This is a genomic window from Bacillus sp. CECT 9360 (assembly GCF_918741275.1).
GTDB lineage: Bacteria > Bacillota > Bacilli > Bacillales > DSM-1321 > Peribacillus.
In genome coordinates this window covers 182018-197991 of record NZ_CAKKNA010000006.1, presented here as the reverse complement: position 1 = coordinate 197991, position 15974 = coordinate 182018, and the positions used below count along the sequence as shown (strand labels likewise).

The 15974-nt window shown below is 45.6% G+C and carries 15 protein-coding genes; 13 read left to right on the top strand and 2 right to left on the bottom strand.

Annotated elements, in window-relative coordinates; translation table 11 throughout:
- The first annotated feature begins 25 nt into the window (after nt 1-25).
- The 8 genes from LQ216_RS09425 to LQ216_RS09390 all read left to right on the top strand — a co-directional run bounded on the left by LQ216_RS09425 (nt 26) and on the right by LQ216_RS09390 (nt 10285).
- Nucleotides 26-1021, top strand: a complete 996-nt coding sequence (locus LQ216_RS09425) for a thiamine pyrophosphate-dependent dehydrogenase E1 component subunit alpha (protein WP_230129124.1) — start codon at nt 26-28, stop codon at nt 1019-1021.
- 12 nt (nt 1022-1033) lie between these two features.
- The gene (locus LQ216_RS09420) at nt 1034-2017 is read left to right on the top strand and encodes an alpha-ketoacid dehydrogenase subunit beta (RefSeq protein ID WP_230129043.1); all 984 of its coding nucleotides are present in this window, start codon (nt 1034-1036) and stop codon (nt 2015-2017) included.
- 175 nt (nt 2018-2192) lie between these two features.
- A complete protein-coding gene (locus LQ216_RS09415; RefSeq protein ID WP_230129042.1) occupies nt 2193-3473 on the top strand; it encodes a dihydrolipoamide acetyltransferase family protein in 1281 nt (426 codons plus the stop codon).
- A gap of 138 nt (nt 3474-3611) precedes the next feature.
- The gene (locus LQ216_RS09410) at nt 3612-4259 is read left to right on the top strand and encodes a superoxide dismutase family protein (protein ID WP_230129041.1); all 648 of its coding nucleotides are present in this window, start codon (nt 3612-3614) and stop codon (nt 4257-4259) included.
- Between the two features lie 219 nt (nt 4260-4478).
- Nucleotides 4479-6344 carry a methylmalonyl-CoA mutase family protein gene (locus LQ216_RS09405; protein WP_230129040.1) on the top strand — a complete coding sequence of 622 codons (1866 nt, stop codon included), beginning with the start codon at nt 4479-4481 and terminating at the stop codon, nt 6342-6344.
- 1 nt (nt 6345) lies between these two features.
- Entirely contained in the window at nt 6346-8538 is a 2193-nt protein-coding gene (gene scpA, locus LQ216_RS09400) for a methylmalonyl-CoA mutase (protein ID WP_290369253.1), read from the top strand.
- Entirely contained in the window at nt 8538-9677 is a 1140-nt protein-coding gene (gene meaB, locus LQ216_RS09395) for a methylmalonyl Co-A mutase-associated GTPase MeaB (protein WP_230129039.1), read from the top strand. Before scpA ends, meaB begins: the two co-directional genes overlap by 1 nt.
- 170 nt (nt 9678-9847) lie before the next feature.
- Nucleotides 9848-10285: a BrxA/BrxB family bacilliredoxin gene (locus LQ216_RS09390; protein WP_230129038.1), complete on the top strand. Its 438-nt coding sequence runs from the start codon at nt 9848-9850 to the stop codon at nt 10283-10285.
- A gap of 139 nt (nt 10286-10424) precedes the next feature.
- Here the strand turns inward: LQ216_RS09390 and LQ216_RS09385 are convergent, their stop codons facing one another.
- Nucleotides 10425-10628: a hypothetical protein gene (locus tag LQ216_RS09385; RefSeq protein ID WP_230129037.1), complete on the bottom strand. Its 204-nt coding sequence runs from the start codon at nt 10626-10628 to the stop codon at nt 10425-10427.
- A gap of 242 nt (nt 10629-10870) precedes the next feature.
- Here LQ216_RS09385 and LQ216_RS09380 point away from each other — a divergent pair, with 242 nt between their 5' ends.
- Entirely contained in the window at nt 10871-11860 is a 990-nt protein-coding gene (locus LQ216_RS09380) for an aromatic acid exporter family protein (protein ID WP_230129036.1), read from the top strand.
- Between the two features lie 32 nt (nt 11861-11892).
- Entirely contained in the window at nt 11893-12402 is a 510-nt protein-coding gene (locus LQ216_RS09375) for a L,D-transpeptidase (RefSeq protein ID WP_230129035.1), read from the top strand.
- A 39-nt stretch (nt 12403-12441) separates the two neighbouring features.
- Here LQ216_RS09375 and prli42 read toward each other — a convergent pair whose 3' ends face one another.
- On the bottom strand, nt 12442-12540 hold the full coding sequence (gene prli42 / locus LQ216_RS20350) for a stressosome-associated protein Prli42 (RefSeq protein ID WP_290369252.1): 99 nt from the start codon (nt 12538-12540) through the stop codon (nt 12442-12444).
- A gap of 170 nt (nt 12541-12710) precedes the next feature.
- Here prli42 and mce point away from each other — a divergent pair, with 170 nt between their 5' ends.
- From mce to LQ216_RS09355, 3 genes are all read left to right on the top strand, one after another.
- Nucleotides 12711-13133 carry a methylmalonyl-CoA epimerase gene (gene mce / locus LQ216_RS09365; protein ID WP_230129034.1) on the top strand — a complete coding sequence of 141 codons (423 nt, stop codon included), beginning with the start codon at nt 12711-12713 and terminating at the stop codon, nt 13131-13133.
- The gene (locus tag LQ216_RS09360; RefSeq protein ID WP_230129033.1) at nt 13130-14680 is read left to right on the top strand and encodes an acyl-CoA carboxylase subunit beta; all 1551 of its coding nucleotides are present in this window, start codon (nt 13130-13132) and stop codon (nt 14678-14680) included. Before mce ends, LQ216_RS09360 begins: the two co-directional genes overlap by 4 nt.
- A 98-nt stretch (nt 14681-14778) precedes the next feature.
- The gene (locus LQ216_RS09355) at nt 14779-15900 is read left to right on the top strand and encodes a M20/M25/M40 family metallo-hydrolase (protein ID WP_230129032.1); all 1122 of its coding nucleotides are present in this window, start codon (nt 14779-14781) and stop codon (nt 15898-15900) included.
- The last annotated feature ends 74 nt before the right edge of the window (nt 15901-15974 follow it).

Genomic DNA, 15974 nt, shown 5'->3' with positions numbered 1-15974 from the left:
GTATTTGTATAAGGAGGGGAAAATGATGGGTGAAAATCGTCATAAAGAATTAGGCCTTAGTGATGAAAAAGTATTAGAGATGTATGAAATGATGTTGCTTTCACGCAGAGTCGATGAACGTATGTGGCTGTTAAACCGTTCAGGGAAAATCCCATTTGTGATTTCCTGTCAAGGACAGGAAGCCGCACAGGTTGGCGCTGCTTTTGGTTTGGATAAGGAAAAGGACTATGTACTTCCCTATTACCGGGATGTCGGTGTCGTGCTTACCTTTGGGATGACCGCTAAGGATCTTATGCTTTCGGGCTTTGCGAAATCAGAAGATCCGAACTCCGGAGGGCGTCAAATGCCGGGACATTTCGGGCAAAAGAAAAATCGGATTGTGACTGGATCTTCGCCGGTCACTACACAGGTTCCACACGCTGTCGGCATTGCGCTTGCCGGAAAAATGGAGGGCAAGGACTTAGTAACCTTTGTCACGTTTGGAGAAGGTTCTTCCAACCAGGGAGACTTCCATGAAGGAGCGAACTTTGCCGGCGTACATAAACTTCCGGTCATCTTCATGTGTGAGAACAATAAATACGCGATTTCCGTGCCAATCGAAAAGCAATTGGCCTGTGAAAAGGTATCGGATCGCGCCATAGGATATGGAATGCCAGGTGTAACCGTTGATGGCAACGATCCCCTTGAAGTTTACAAAGCGGTAAAAGAAGCTGCAGACAGAGGGCGTCGCGGGGAAGGACCTACTCTTGTTGAAACCGTATCATACCGGCTGACCGCGCACTCAAGTGATGATGATGACCGCAGCTATCGTGCTCCTGATGAGGTGGCAGAGGCAAAAACGAAGGACCCAATCATTACCTTCGGAGCCTATTTGAAAGAAACAGACGTTATGGACGATGCGTTAGAGAAGGAAATCAATGATAAAGTAATGAAAATTGTCAACGAAGCTACGGATTATGCAGAAAACGCCCCATATGCCGAGGCGGAAGAGGCATTAAAATATGTATATGCTGAAAAGTAAGGGGGAGTATATATGTCGGTAATTTCATATATTGAAGCCGTCACAACGGCGATTCGCGAAGAAATGGAAAGAGATTCACGCGTGTTCGTTTTGGGCGAAGACGTAGGGAAAAAGGGCGGAGTATTTAAGGCTACTAACGGGCTTTATGATACATTCGGCGAAGATCGTGTCATCGATACCCCGCTTGCTGAATCTGCGATTGCTGGTGTCGGGATCGGAGCGGCGATGTATGGAATGCGTCCAATTGCCGAGATGCAATTCGCTGATTTCATCATGCCTGCCATTAATCAGATCATTTCTGAAGCGGCGAAAATCCGTTATCGCTCCAACAATGACTGGAGCTGTCCGATTGTCATTCGCGCTCCATACGGGGGCGGTGTCCATGGAGCGCTTTACCACTCGCAATCAGTAGAATCCGTTTTCGCGAACCAACCAGGCCTGAAAATCGTCATGCCGTCGACACCCTATGATGTGAAAGGCTTATTAAAAGCGGCGATTCGTGACGAAGATCCCGTCTTATTTTTTGAGCATAAGCGGGCATACCGATTGATAAAAGGCGAAGTTCCTGCCGATGACTATGTATTGCCAATCGGAAAAGCGGACGTCAAGCGCGAAGGCGAAGACATTACGGTTATTACATATGGTCTTTGTGTGCACTTTGCACTGCAGGCAGCAGAAAAACTTGCCAGTGACGGCATTTCGGCCCATGTACTTGATCTTCGCACTGTCTATCCATTGGACAAAGAGGCCATTATTGAGGCTGCGTCTAAGACAGGCAAGGTTTTGCTTGTGACGGAAGATAACAAAGAAGGAAGCATCATCAGTGAGGTTTCGGCGATTATCGCGGAGAATTGCCTGTTTGACCTCGATGCCCCAATCATGAGACTGGCCGGCCCGGATATCCCTGCGATGCCTTATGCGCCGACAATGGAAAAGTTTTTCATGGTGAATCCTGAAAAAGTTGAAAAAGCAATGAGAGAATTGGCTGAATACTGATATTTCCGTAAATTCGAGTCGGGATCCTGTAAAAGAGAATGAGAATTCCGTAAAAGTGAGCGGGAATCCCGTAAAACTTGATAGGAATTCCGTAAAACTCAGTAATACTGAATAGGAATTCCATAAAAAGTGATTCAGAAAGCCTCATGAAAACTTATAAAAGGAGGTCTGCACATTGGCAATTGAACAAATGAAAATGCCGCAGCTCGGAGAAAGCGTCACCGAAGGCACAATCAGCAAATGGCTGATAAAGCCGGGCGACCATGTCAATAAATACGATCCAATCGCTGAAGTCATGACTGACAAGGTAAATGCAGAAGTTCCGTCCTCATTTACAGGTGTTATTAAAGAACTTATGGCCGAGGAAGACCAGACGCTGGCCATCGGGGAAGTAATCTGCTCGATCGAAGTAGAGGGGACAAAAGCGGACGAAGCGGCCGTTAACGAAGACTTTCATACTGAAGAAAAGAAAGACGCTCCGCCGCAACAGCCTGACTTTGACAGTGTAAATGAGACGCGAGGAAAAGCCAGATATTCTCCCGCCGTTCTGAAAATTTCCCAGGAACACGGGATAGATTTAATCCAGGTACTAGGAACCGGTAAAGAAGGCCGGATTACGAGAAAAGATTTACTGAAATTAATTGATTCCGGAAATATTCCGCAAGCTGGAGGCACTAGTACGGAGCCTGCAAGGGGAAGTGGACCGACTGGCCAGCAGTTAAAACCAGCCGAGTCAGTTTCTGTTCCGACTGCTGCCGGAGATGTTGAAATCCCGGTGACAGGTGTCAGAAAAGCGATCGCGGCAAATATGCTGCGTAGCAAGCATGAAGCTCCGCATGCGTGGACGATGGTCGAAGTGGATGCTACCAATCTGGTGACTTACCGTGATTCGCTGAAAAATGAATTCAAGCAAAAAGAAGGCTATAACCTGACTTATTTTGCGTTCTTCGTAAAAGCGGTCGCACAGGCTTTGAAAGAATTCCCGCAAATCAATTCCATGTGGGCGGGTGATAAAATCATCCAGAAAAAGGACATTAACATCTCGATTGCTGTCGCAACAGAGGATGCCCTGTTTGTTCCTGTAATCAGAAACGCCGATGAAAAATCGATTAAAGGGATTGCCCGTGAAATCCACGAGCTTGCCGGAAAAGTACGCAGCGGCAAGCTGAAGTCAGACGAAATGCAAGGCGGCACTTTTACCGTGAATAATACGGGCTCATTCGGTTCGATTCAATCGATGGGCATCATCAATTATCCGCAGGCAGCGATCCTGCAAGTAGAATCGATCGTGAAAAGACCGGTTATCATCGATAATATGATTGCGGTCCGCGACATGGTGAACCTCTGTATGTCACTCGATCATCGAGTGCTTGACGGACTTGTTTGCGGGCGTTTCCTTGCTAGGGTGAAGGAGATCGTTGAACATACATCGAGTACAAATACGTCCATATATTAACACAAAGCGACGCCGGAAATTTGCCGGCGTCGTTTTCCTGTTTTTTGTCGAAATTATCGTTTTTACGTTTAACACATCAGGTTAGTGGAAGTATGGAAAGGAAGGATATCTGAACAAAGTGAAGAGGGGAGCAGGCAAATGAAGAATTATTGGACAAAGCTACTACTGCCAATGTCTGTCGTTTTGTTTTTGATCGGTTGTGGCGGTGACGGTGAAAACGCGGAGGGAGAAGACATCCCAAAGATGGATGACACGGCTCAGATCAACGAAGGGGCAACAGAACAGACTAGCCCTCAGGCTACAGCTGAAGTCAAGGATGCGAATAATGAAACCGTGGGAACTGTTAATTTTTCCAAGAATGATGACCAAATAAAAATTGAAGCCAATATGGAAGGCCTGGTGCCAGGGCATCATGGCTTCCATATCCATGAAAAAGGAGTATGTGAACCTGATGCGGAGGATGGTCCATTTACGACAGCGGGCGGACATTTTAATCCGGATGACAAAACCCACCCGGGACATGCTGGTGATATGCCATCGCTTTATGTAAATGAAGATGGCACAGCTGAATATTCAGCAACCTTTGACCGCTTAACGATGGACCATTTAATGGAACAAGAACTTGCTGTCATGGTTCATGAAGGCCCAGATAACTTCGCTAACATTCATGGGCGTTATCTGGAAAATGGCGCCTCCGGTCCTGACGAAGATACAACGAAAACAGGTGACGCAGGTTCAAGGCTCGCATGCGGCGTTATTGAGAAAGTTAATGAGGATAGCAACTGAAAACCAGAGAAGAAGCCCTTCAGCGTTTATGAAGGGTTTTTTTTCTTATGAATTCATGATCATCCACATGATTGCAGGATTGTAAGGCATTTTCTAGAATATTATGTTGTGAGAATGTTATAATTATTTTAAAAGACATGGAGGGAGGGAGCTTTCAAATTCATACTGAGCGAGCGTTCGCTCTGCGTATAAAAAAAGGTATGAAAGAAAGCGATTACAGTGAAGTTAAAAGAAGTGAAAAATCTCTCGTTTCCCGGTCCTTCCCTGGAAGACTGGAAAGAAGCCGCTGAAAGCAGTTTAAAAGGTAGTAGCATTGAAAAGCTGACGACGAATACATATGAGGGCATTGCGCTTCAGCCACTATATACAGAAAAAAGTCTGTCTGAGGATGCCCGCGGGGAACTCCCTGGATTCTTTCCGTATACGAGAGGAATCCATATAACCGGCTATTATCAGAATCCATGGCTGATATGCCAGCCTGTTTTTGCCGCGTCGGAAGCAGAAGCAAATCAAAAGATGCATGACGCATTGTCCCGAGGCCAGAATGCGATTTTTTTCCCGGCAAGCTTGCTGAACGGTTCGCTTGAACATCTCTTTGAACGCTTGCCTTTAGAGGACGTGCCGCTTTTTATAGATTTAGAGGGAAATGGGCAAACCGCCTTGCCATTATTAATAAATTATTTTGAGAAACACAGATTGTCAGTAAACGGGGTTCTTGCGGAGGATCCGATAGCGGAATGGGTAGTTTCTGGCAATCTTCCGACTGACTTGGACGGCTATTTTAATGACTGGTTTGCCGGAATACGCGAACTGGGTGAAATACTACCAAATGTTAAGAGTGTTTTCATCAAAACATCTGTCTACCATAACGGTGGTGCCCATGCGATTCAAGAGCTTGCTTTTGGATTGGCCGAGGCGGTTCATTATTTGAATGAAGGCCAAAAACACGGCCTATCTATCGAAGAAATGACTAGCAAAATCGTGTTTTCGTTTGCGGTTGATTCCAATTACTTTATGAATATTGCCAAGCTGCGGGCGGGAAGACGGTTATGGGCTTTGCTTGCGGAAGCGTATGACGTGCCTCCTGAGTATTTCAAAATGCATATTCACGCCGAAACTTCTAAGGTCACGGTAACATTGTATGATAAGCACGTGAATATCCTGCGTATGGCCAATCAGGCTTTCGCTGCCGTTGTAGGCGGTGTGCAATATATGCAAGTCCATCCTTTTGATCAGCTCCAAGAAACGGACAATGGCTTCTCCAACAGGCTTGCCCGCAATACACAGCTTGTCTTAAAGGAAGAAACCCAGATCACGAATGTTGCCGATCCTGCGGGGGGCTCCTTTTATGTCGAGAAGCTTACTGATCAATTAGCGGAAGCTGTCTGGGCAAAATTCCTTGAAATCGAGAATCAGGGAGGCATCATCGAATCGCTTAACAAAGGCATCATCCAGTCGGAAATTTCCGATAGTTTTAATCAAAGACAAGAAAACGTAGCTTCACGGAAAGAGAGCATCATAGGAAGCAATGTCTATCCGAACGCAGCGGAAAAAGTAAAACAACCTAAAGTTACCAAGGATCATTCAAATGAAAAAACAGCTTTCATAGAGATTACTCCGATTCCAATCAGGAGAATCTCTGAAGAATTTGAGAATATCCGCCTTCGTGCGGGGGCCCATGGGACCCAAGTGGAATCTCCGAAACTTGGATTAATCAATCTCGGCGAGCTTAAGGCATATAAATCGAGAACTGATTTTATCAAAGGAATAGCCGCAGCCGGTGGTATTGCAACGGTCGATAGCGAGGGTTGCAGTACGAAAGAGGATATCCTCGCTTTTATTAAAGATACGAACCTGAAGAGCTATTGCTTGTGCGGAAGCGATGCCGATTACCTGGAAGCGGCTGTATCATTCGTTCAAGCTGTTAAGGAAAGCTATCCTGATAAGAATATGTATTTGGTTGGGAAACAGGACCGCGATCTTGAGGCAGCATTAAGCCAGGCTGGCGTAAACGAATTTGTGCATGTGAGAACAAATGCGGTCGAGATACTGACTCAATGGCTGACGGAGATGGGGGTGGAATAACGTGAAAAAGCCTGATTTTACTAAAATTAAGCTTACGACAATTAAAGCAGACGGTTCTTCTGAACAATGGAAAAAAGAAGCTGAGGCAGCGATTCACGGCTCCATTGACGAGCTTTTATATGAAACGAATGAGCAGATTCAGATCAAGTCTCTTTATCAAAAAGAAGAAGTGACGGAATTCGAGCATATGAAAGGTGTTCCGGGTCTTGCACCATATACTCGGGGACCTTATCCGACGATGTTTGTAAACCGTCCGTGGACGGTGCGTCAGTATGCCGGTTTCTCGACGGCAGAGGAATCCAATGCCTTTTATCGCAGAAATCTGGCAATGGGCCAAAAAGGTTTATCCGTGGCGTTTGACCTGGCGACACACAGAGGTTATGACTCGGACCATCCCCGGGTTGTCGGCGACGTCGGCAAAGCGGGCGTGGCGATTGATTCGATTCTCGATATGAAACGGTTATTTGAAGGGATTCCCCTCGATCAAATGTCCGTTTCGATGACAATGAACGGGGCAGTCCTGCCGATTTTGGCCTTTTATATCGTGACAGCCGAGGAACAGGGTGTAACCCAGGAAAAACTCTCCGGTACGATTCAAAACGATATTTTAAAAGAATACATGGTGCGGAATACATATATCTATCCGCCGGATATGTCGATGAAAATCATTGCCGACATATTCGAATATACGTCCAAATATATGCCGAAGTTTAATAGCATCAGCATTTCAGGCTATCATATGCAGGAAGCGGGCGCACCGGCTGATATTGAACTTGCCTATACGCTCGCAGACGGCCTTGAATATGTGCGAACTGGGCTTGAGGCTGGCATACCGGTAGATTCTTTTGCCCCCCGCCTTTCTTTTTTCTGGGCAATCGGAATGAATTACTTCATGGAAGTAGCCAAAATGAGGGCTGCCCGTTTTATTTGGGCAAAGCTGATGAAGCAATTCGAGCCAAAGAATTCAAAATCAATGGCACTGCGTACCCATTCGCAAACCTCCGGCTGGAGCCTGTCGGAACAGGATCCATTCAATAATGTTGTCCGCACGTTACTGGAAGCCCATGCGGCTGCGTTAGGACATACGCAATCACTTCATACGAATGCCCTTGATGAAGCCATCGCCCTGCCGACTGATTTTTCAGCGCGGATCGCGAGGAACACCCAGTTATATCTTCAGGAGGAAACGGGAATCACTAAGGTGATCGACCCGTGGGCCGGTTCGTATTATGTGGAATCACTGACGAATGAACTGATTAACCGGGCTTGGACCCATATCGAGGAGATTGAAGAGCTTGGCGGAATGGCAAAAGCTATAGAGACTGGGCTTCCTAAAATGCGAATTGAGGAAGCGGCCGCGAAGCGACAGGCTCAAATCGACTCCGGCAAGGAAACGATCGTCGGTGTGAACAAGTACCGTCTTGAAAAAGAGGATCCAATAGAAATCCTGGAAATTGATAATACGGCTGTACGCGAAAGCCAGCTTCAAAAACTTGCCAAACTAAAGGAAGCAAGGAATCAGGAACAGGTTGAGGCTACACTCGCGGCGCTTTCAGAGGCGGCTATGAGCGGTGAAGGCAACCTGCTTGAGCTGGCCGTCCAGGCTGCAAGAGCAAGGGCGACGCTTGGGGAAATCTCGGATGCGATCGAAAAGGCAGCCGGGCGCCATAAGGCAACGATCCGTTCGATCAGCGGCGTTTACAGCTCCTCTTACTCGAATGAAAATGAAATTGAAGAAGTGAAACAGATGACCGATGACTTCCTTGAAAATGAAGGCAGAAGGCCCCGTCTTCTGATGGCGAAAATGGGCCAGGACGGCCATGACCGCGGTGCCAAGGTTGTTTCGACTGCTTTTGCCGATTTGGGATTCGACGTCGATATCGGTCCGCTTTTCCAGACGCCGGAAGAAACGGCACTGCAGGCAGTCGAAAACGATGTCCACGCAATCGGAATGAGCTCGCTCGCCGGAGGACATAAAACACTTCTTCCCCAACTCGTGAATGAACTGAAAAAACTGGGCAGGGAAGACATCATCGTAATTGCCGGCGGCGTGATTCCGGCCCAGGATTATGAATTCCTGCAGCAAAATGGGGCAGCCGCGATTTTTGGACCTGGTACAGTCATTCCGCAAGCCGCTAAAGGCGTGTTGAAGGAAATCTACCGCCGCCTCGGATATGAGGAAGTGTCGGGGTGATGGAGAATGGAAAAAAACCTGAATGGTCAGAAGAAAGCGAAGGCTTCGCTTCTATTGTAAGAAAAGGGGTGGACATGTCATCCACGGCCGCTAAAACAGGCAAAGGCAGGTTTGTAAAAAAGGAAAAGCAGAAGCTCGATCTTAGCGATATAAAAGCAGGTCTGTTGCGGGGAGATAGAGCCATGCTTGCGCGTGCGATCACATTGGTCGAAAGCAATGCCCCACATCATTTCGAGGATGCGCAGCAGCTTCTGCAATCGATTTTGCCCAAAGCAGGCAGTTCAATCCGGATCGGGATTTCCGGAGTGCCCGGAGCAGGGAAAAGTACATTTATCGAAACCTTTGGCAGCTTTTTATGCAATTTGGGGCATAAGGTTGCTGTGTTGGCAGTAGACCCGAGCTCTTCTGTCAATGGCGGGAGTATTCTTGGTGATAAAACGAGAATGGAAGAGCTCGCCAGGAACCCGAAAGCCTTTATCCGGCCTTCTCCTTCAGGAGGGACGCTCGGCGGCGTTCACCGCAAAACCCGGGAAACGATGCTTCTTTGTGAAGCCGCTGGTTTTGATATTATCCTCGTTGAAACAGTTGGCGTCGGCCAAAGCGAGGCATTAGTCCGGAGCATGACAGATTTCTTTATGCTTCTTGTCCTCACCGGTGCCGGGGATGAATTGCAAGGAATGAAAAAAGGGATTATGGAACTCGTGGATGCAATTGTCGTGAATAAGGCTGACCGAGACAATAAGCCACTCGCCTTGAAAACAAAAGAAGAATACGATCGAATTCTTCATTTCCTGCAGCCTGCGACAAAAGGCTGGCCGGCGAAAGCATATACTTGTTCATCATTAACCGGCGATGGAATCGACCCGCTGTGGAAGACCATGGAACGGTTTTTAAAAGAAACGAAACAAACCGGCGTCTTCCAAGAGAGAAGAAGACAGCAATCAAAAGAATGGCTATATTCTTTGATCCAAGATTCGCTTCATAACCTGTTTTTTAAAAATGAAAAAATCAAAGACATGCTGCCTGTCCTCGAAAATCAGGTGTTGTCGGGTAATAAAACCATTACGAGGGCGGTCCAGGAAAGCTTTGAGATATTTAATGAAGTGTTGCGAAGTTCCGACCCAAAAGAAAATGGATAGCAGAAAATCTGCTATCCAATCTAGGGAGTTAGGGGTATGGATCTAGTTGTATTGTTATCATTCCCGGTGTAACCCAAAATTAAACTCTTTTTTCTGATTGCATTTAGATTGAATCTGAAATCGCACACTGTTATTATGAAATTGTAGAAAAATATAGAGGAGGCACGACCATGAGCATGGATTTTAACTTTTTAATGAATGATGTAGTTCGTCAAGCTCGCCAGGAGATCACGACGGCAGGATATAGAGAATTAACAACTCCAGAAGATGTGGAAGATGCTTTCGCACAAAAAGGAACAACCCTTGTCATGATTAATTCAGTTTGCGGTTGTGCAGGCGGGATCGCAAGACCAGCCGCAGCTCATTCCGTTCATTATGATAAGCGCCCGGATAACCTTGTAACGGTTTTCGCCGGCCAGGATAAAGACGCAACTGAAAAAGCACGTGACTTTTTTGAAGGCTATCCGCCATCATCGCCATCATTTGCCTTGTTAAAGGATGGAGAATTCATCACAATGGTGGAAAGACACGAAATTGAAGGGCATGATCCAATGTCCGTCGTCAACAAGCTGCAAGGCTACTTTGACCAATATTGCGAAGAAGTGTAAGACTCGGGAGTTCCCGGGTCTTTTTTTATTTCCTCTGAAATTGCCGATAAATTAGAGGTATAAATCACTGAGAAGGGCAGGACTAAGTGAAAAACATATAACAAGAGCAGATAAATACTTGGGACACTGGGGATTGTATTTAACATCCCATAGAGGAATCATAAGAAAAGCCTTTACTTTCATTGTATATGTCATCCTCCTCATTATCCCACCAAGCATAGTTTTCGCTCAGTAAAATAACCTCATTAGACATATACTTATCTTTAATTTTTTTTAGTACCTTTTGTCTTTCTTTTTCATCTAACTTGTCAAGTTCCTTGATGATTTTATCTGAAATAGACATGTCATACACCTCCATAACATCCTATCCTTATATTCCCTTAGATATAAAAAGTGCAAAAGCTTTATTTAATAAACTAAATTTAAGGATTATTTCAGCGAACAGATAAATAAGTAAACTTGGTCAAAAAGCTGGAATCCCAAATTGGATAGGCAATTCGTGATAAAAAGGACAGTTGTTGCTGTAAAACTCTCCATTTTGCTGATACTATGGATATTAAGAAAATAGAAACCGGTGATACATATATGTTTAAAATCGGATATCGAACGATTAAAACCGCTTTAGGGGCGACGCTTGCGATTATGATTGCCCAGTTGTTTGGCCTGGATAACTTTGCCTCAGCGGGCATTTTGACGATTCTTTGCGTCCAGGTTACGAAGAAGAAATCACTGAAGGCGGCCTGGTCGAGATTCTTTGCCTGCCTGCTGGCAATTGTGTTTTCAGCGATCCTTTTTGAAGTCATTGCCTACCATCCGATCGTAATCGGGCTGATGCTATTATTATTTATCCCAACCACTGTAACGCTAAAGATTCAGGAAGGCATTGTCACAAGCAGCGTCATCGTCCTTCATTTTTATATGGCAGGGAATGTGACGGTGGATCTGGTGCTCAATGAAACGGCTCTGATCATAATCGGTATTGGTGTCGCCCTGATTATGAATCTTTACATGCCGAGTCTTGAAAATAAACTGGTCACTTACCGGGTAGAAATTGAAAAAAACTTTAGTGTGATCCTGCGGGAGATTGTCAATTACTTGCGGACCAATGAAAGCGATTGGGACGGTAAGGAAATAACCGAAACGAACCAGCTCTTGGAAGAGGCAAAAACAATGGCTTTCCGGGATGTCGAGAATCATTTTCTAAGGGGCGAGGATGTCTATTATCATTATTTTAAAATGAGGGAAAAGCAATTTGAAATAATCGAGCGGATTCTGCCGCTAGTGACTAGCATCCCGACGAATGTCAGGCAGAGCGGGATACTGGCTGATTTCATTCAAGAATTAAGTGAGAACGTCCATCCGCAGAATACGGCCATTGTCTATTTACAGCAACTTGAAGAAATGAAAGAAAAAATCAAGGAAATGGAGCTTCCGAAAACACGGGAAGATTTTGAATCCAGGGCGGCTTTATTCCAGCTGGTGAGGGAAATGGAGCGTTATCTTGAGATAAAGCTATCCTTTAAGGGACTCCCAGTAAAAACAAAAGGTCGAATGAAAAACGGCTCCCTTGCTTAAAATAAGCGAAAACGCAAGGGAGCGTCAAAAACATGAAGCTACTACTATCCATTTTGCTTGCGATGATGGTTTCGCCCATCCATCCCGATGCACCTGCTGTCAAACCGGGAGATCCGTTTATAATCGTGAACAAGGCTACGAATAAGCTGGCATTCATCAAGGACAATGCTGTCCAAGAAGTTTTGCCTGCCGGGACGGGAAGAAGTCAGGAACTGACACCGGAAGGATTATTTACCGTAAAAGTGAAGGCAGTCAATCCTTATTACCGCAAAAAGAATATTCCTGGCGGTGACCCGAAGAATCCGCTCGGGACCAGGTGGATTGGCTTTGATGCAAAAAATACAGATGGGAGAATCTATGGGGTCCACGGGACGAACCAGCCATGGACGGTTGGGAAATATATTTCAAACGGCTGCATCCGCTTGAAAAACGCCGATGTAGAAAGGTTATATAATAAAGTTCCGATCGGAACGAAGATTTTGGTCGCGAAAACCAATAAAGATTTTTATACGCTTGCCAAAGAACAAGGCGCGATTAAATAACTAAAAAGGGTCTTAGCAAATGTGCTAAGACCCTTAATTTTACATAAAAAATGCTAACATTCCTGACAATAATGAGGTTAACAGCATCGTTGCGATCATTAAATAAACGACCATTTTCCTGAAATTTCTATTTCTCATCATACTCTCCCCTACCTGAATTGATTACTATTATTGTAACGTGAGTAGTTACCTGTAGACAAGCAATAATGACGAACATATATTTTACCTGTAGTATAAGCAGGATTATGATGATTATTGTTGAATATTGTTATAGTCAGATAATTGTCGAACTTAGATGGGGGACTGTTATGATAAAAAATATTGATCATATTGGAATCGCTGTTTCTTCAATAGAAGAAGCCCTTCCGCTTTATACAAATGTCTTTCAATTGAAGCTTGAAGGCGTTGAAACGGTGGAAAGCCAAGGAGTCCGGGTCGCTTTTGTTTCTGCGGGAAATACGAGGCTAGAATTATTGGAAGCGTTATCGCCTGACAGCCCGATTGCAAAATTTATTGAAAAACGGGGACAAGGCATTCACCATATTGCTCTGGGTGTGGAAGATATTGAAGCTAGGATTCAGCAAATTAAGGAAAATGGGATTAAAATGATAGATGAGAAGCCAAGGCTCGGGGCACACCATGCAAATGTCGCCTTTATTCATCCAAAAGGAACCGCTGGCGTTCTTTATGAGCTTTGTGAACGGAATGAGACAGGGGAGGATCAGGAATGACGGACATCTATGAAAAAATCAATGAGCTGTACGACCGACGCCGGGAAATTGAACGGGGCGGCGGGGATGAACGAATCGAAAAGCAACATGAAAAAGGAAAGCTTACTGCAAGGGAACGGATTGAACTGTTGGTTGATCCCGGTACATTTCTTGAATTGAATCCTTTTATTGAACACCGCAGCCGTGATTTCGGCCTTGATGGCGTGAAAGGTCCGGGAGATGGAGTCGTGACCGGTTACGGCAAAATAAACGGAAAACCGATTTATTTATTTTCGCAGGATTTTACCGTTTTTGGCGGCGCTCTCGGTGAAATGCATGCAAAGAAAATCGCGAACGTGATGGATCTTGCCGCGAAAAACGGCGCTCCATTCGTCGGCCTGAATGATTCAGGAGGGGCCCGGATTCAGGAAGGGGTCGTATCCCTGGACGGCTATGGGCATATTTTCTACCGGAACGCGATTTATTCCGGGGTGATTCCGCAGATTTCTGTGATTATGGGACCGAGCGCCGGGGGGGCCGTATATTCGCCTGCAATTACCGACTTTGTCTTCATGGTCGAAAAAACTAGCCAAATGTTTATCACCGGCCCGAAGGTCATCGAAGCGGTTACCGGAGAAAAGATCAGCGCTGAGGATTTAGGAGGAGCGGGAGTACATAACAGCATTAGCGGGAACGCGCATTTTCAGGGCGAAACAGAAGAAGAAGTGCTGGAAATGGTGCGGAAGTTGATCAGCTATCTGCCGCAAAATAATGAAGAAAAACCACCTCGTATCGAGTTGGATGAAGAGGATGATTACCGTCCGAACCTGACGGAGGCGATTCCCTTTGACAGTGTGCGTCCTTACGATGTCCGTACTGTCATTACAGAAGTCACCGATGAAGGTTCATTTATGGAAGTGCAAAAGGATTTTGCAAAGAATATTGTAATCGGCCTCGCCCGAATGAAAGGAGAAGTGGTTGGACTCGTATGCAACCAGCCTAAATTCATGGCCGGTGGTCTTGATATCGATTCTTCCGATAAAGCGGCCCGCTTCATCCGTTTTTGTGACTCCTTTAATATCCCGATCATTACTTTTGAAGACGTCACCGGCTTTTTCCCGGGCGTAAAGCAAGAGCACGGGGGCATAATCAGGCACGGTGCAAAGATTCTATACGCTTATTCAGAGGCGACTGTACCGAAGCTAACGGTCATTTTGCGTAAAGCATATGGCGGTGCCTACGTGGCCCTTAACAGTAAATCGATCGGGGCTGACCTGGTTTACGCCTGGCCGAATGCGGAAATAGCCGTCATGGGGCCTCAGGGAGCGGCTAACATTATTTTTGCAAGGGAAATCCAGAACAGCGAAAACCCTGAACAAACGCGTGCCAAAAAGATAGAGGAGTACCGCGAAAAGTTTGCGAACCCGTATGTTGCAGCCAGCCAGGGAATGGTGGATGATGTCATCGATCCGCGCGACACAAGGATCAAGCTTGTTCAGGCACTTGAAATGCTCCGCAATAAGAAGGAATCCCGGCCGTACAAAAAGCATGGCAATATCCCTTTGTAAACAACGCTTAGAATGTCTTATGTTGATCCCGGAAATTTGCCGCTTGTCGAGTATCAGGGGTATACTGAGACAGTAGATAATTATTGGAGGTATTGACATTGATTAATGAAGAGCGATTAGTTCAGGAGTTTATGGAACTGGTTCAAATTGATTCGGAAACAAAATTTGAAGCCGAAATTTCCAAGGTACTGAAAGATAAGTTTACAGCGCTTGGCGTTGAAGTTTTTGAAGATGACACAACCAGCTTGACCGGACATGGAGCCGGTAACCTTGTCTGTACTCTGAAAGGTACAAAAGAAGGAGTCGACACGATCTACTTCACATCCCATATGGACACAGTTGTACCAGGTAAAGGGATTAAGCCATCGATTAAGGATGGGTATATTGTTTCAGACGGCACGACGATCCTCGGTGCGGATGATAAAGCCGGGCTTGCTGTCATGCTTGAAACAATCAGAGTATTAAAAGAGCAAAATATCGCGCACGGCAAGATTGAATTCATCATAACTGTCGGGGAAGAATCCGGTTTAGTCGGGGCAAAAGTGCTTGATCGTTCCTTAGTAACCGCAAAATTCGGGTACGCGCTTGATAGCGACGGAAAAGTCGGCAATATCATTGTCGCTGCTCCGACACAGGCGAAAGTAAAAGCGGTTATTCAAGGAAAAACAGCGCATGCCGGCGTTGCTCCCGAAAAAGGAGTTTCCGCGATCACGATCGCTTCAAAAGCGATTTCAAGAATGCCGCTTGGCAGAATTGATGAAGAAACAACAGCTAACATCGGGCGCTTTGAAGGTGGCACACAGACTAATATCGTTTGCGATCATGTTGAGATCCTTGCAGAGGCTCGTTCTCTAATTACAGAAAAAATGGAACAACAGGCCGACAAAATGAAAGAAGCATTTGAAACCGCCGCAGTAGAAATGGGCGGACGTGCCGATGTTGAAATAACCGTTATGTATCCAGGATTTAAGTATGGTGCGGGTGATCATGTTGTGGAAGTCGCTAGAAAAGCAGCCGAAAAAATTGGCCGCCCTTGTGAACTGCAGCAAAGCGGAGGCGGAAGCGACGCAAACGTCATTGCAGGTTTCGGCATTCCGACTGTTAACCTTGCAGTGGGATACGAAGAAATTCATACAACGAATGAAAAGATCCCGGTCGAGGAATTGTCAAAGCTTGGCGAAATGGTCATTGCGATTGTCCAGGAAGTAGCTGGAGAGTAAAGAAGTAGAGGACGCTGGATTATCAGCGTCTTTATTTTGGCAGAAAGGAAAGTATAAACTTTCCTTTTTGCATA

What these genes read in the sequence shown, in the direction of transcription:
- LQ216_RS09380 (WP_230129036.1), top strand. Translation starts at nt 10,871, where the DNA reads ATGTTTAAAATCGGATATCGAACGATTAAAACCGCTTTAGGGGCGACG.
- prli42 (WP_290369252.1), bottom strand. Translation starts at nt 12,540, where the DNA reads ATGAGAAATAGAAATTTCAGGAAAATGGTCGTTTATTTAATGATCGCA.
- LQ216_RS09385 (WP_230129037.1), bottom strand. Translation starts at nt 10,628, where the DNA reads ATGTCTATTTCAGATAAAATCATCAAGGAACTTGACAAGTTAGATGAA.
- LQ216_RS09360 (WP_230129033.1), top strand. Translation starts at nt 13,130, where the DNA reads ATGACGGACATCTATGAAAAAATCAATGAGCTGTACGACCGACGCCGG.
- mce (WP_230129034.1), top strand. Translation starts at nt 12,711, where the DNA reads ATGATAAAAAATATTGATCATATTGGAATCGCTGTTTCTTCAATAGAA.
- LQ216_RS09420 (WP_230129043.1), top strand. Translation starts at nt 1,034, where the DNA reads ATGTCGGTAATTTCATATATTGAAGCCGTCACAACGGCGATTCGCGAA.
- LQ216_RS09410 (WP_230129041.1), top strand. Translation starts at nt 3,612, where the DNA reads ATGAAGAATTATTGGACAAAGCTACTACTGCCAATGTCTGTCGTTTTG.
- LQ216_RS09390 (WP_230129038.1), top strand. Translation starts at nt 9,848, where the DNA reads ATGAGCATGGATTTTAACTTTTTAATGAATGATGTAGTTCGTCAAGCT.
- LQ216_RS09425 (WP_230129124.1), top strand. Translation starts at nt 26, where the DNA reads ATGGGTGAAAATCGTCATAAAGAATTAGGCCTTAGTGATGAAAAAGTA.
- LQ216_RS09375 (WP_230129035.1), top strand. Translation starts at nt 11,893, where the DNA reads ATGAAGCTACTACTATCCATTTTGCTTGCGATGATGGTTTCGCCCATC.
- meaB (WP_230129039.1), top strand. Translation starts at nt 8,538, where the DNA reads ATGGAGAATGGAAAAAAACCTGAATGGTCAGAAGAAAGCGAAGGCTTC.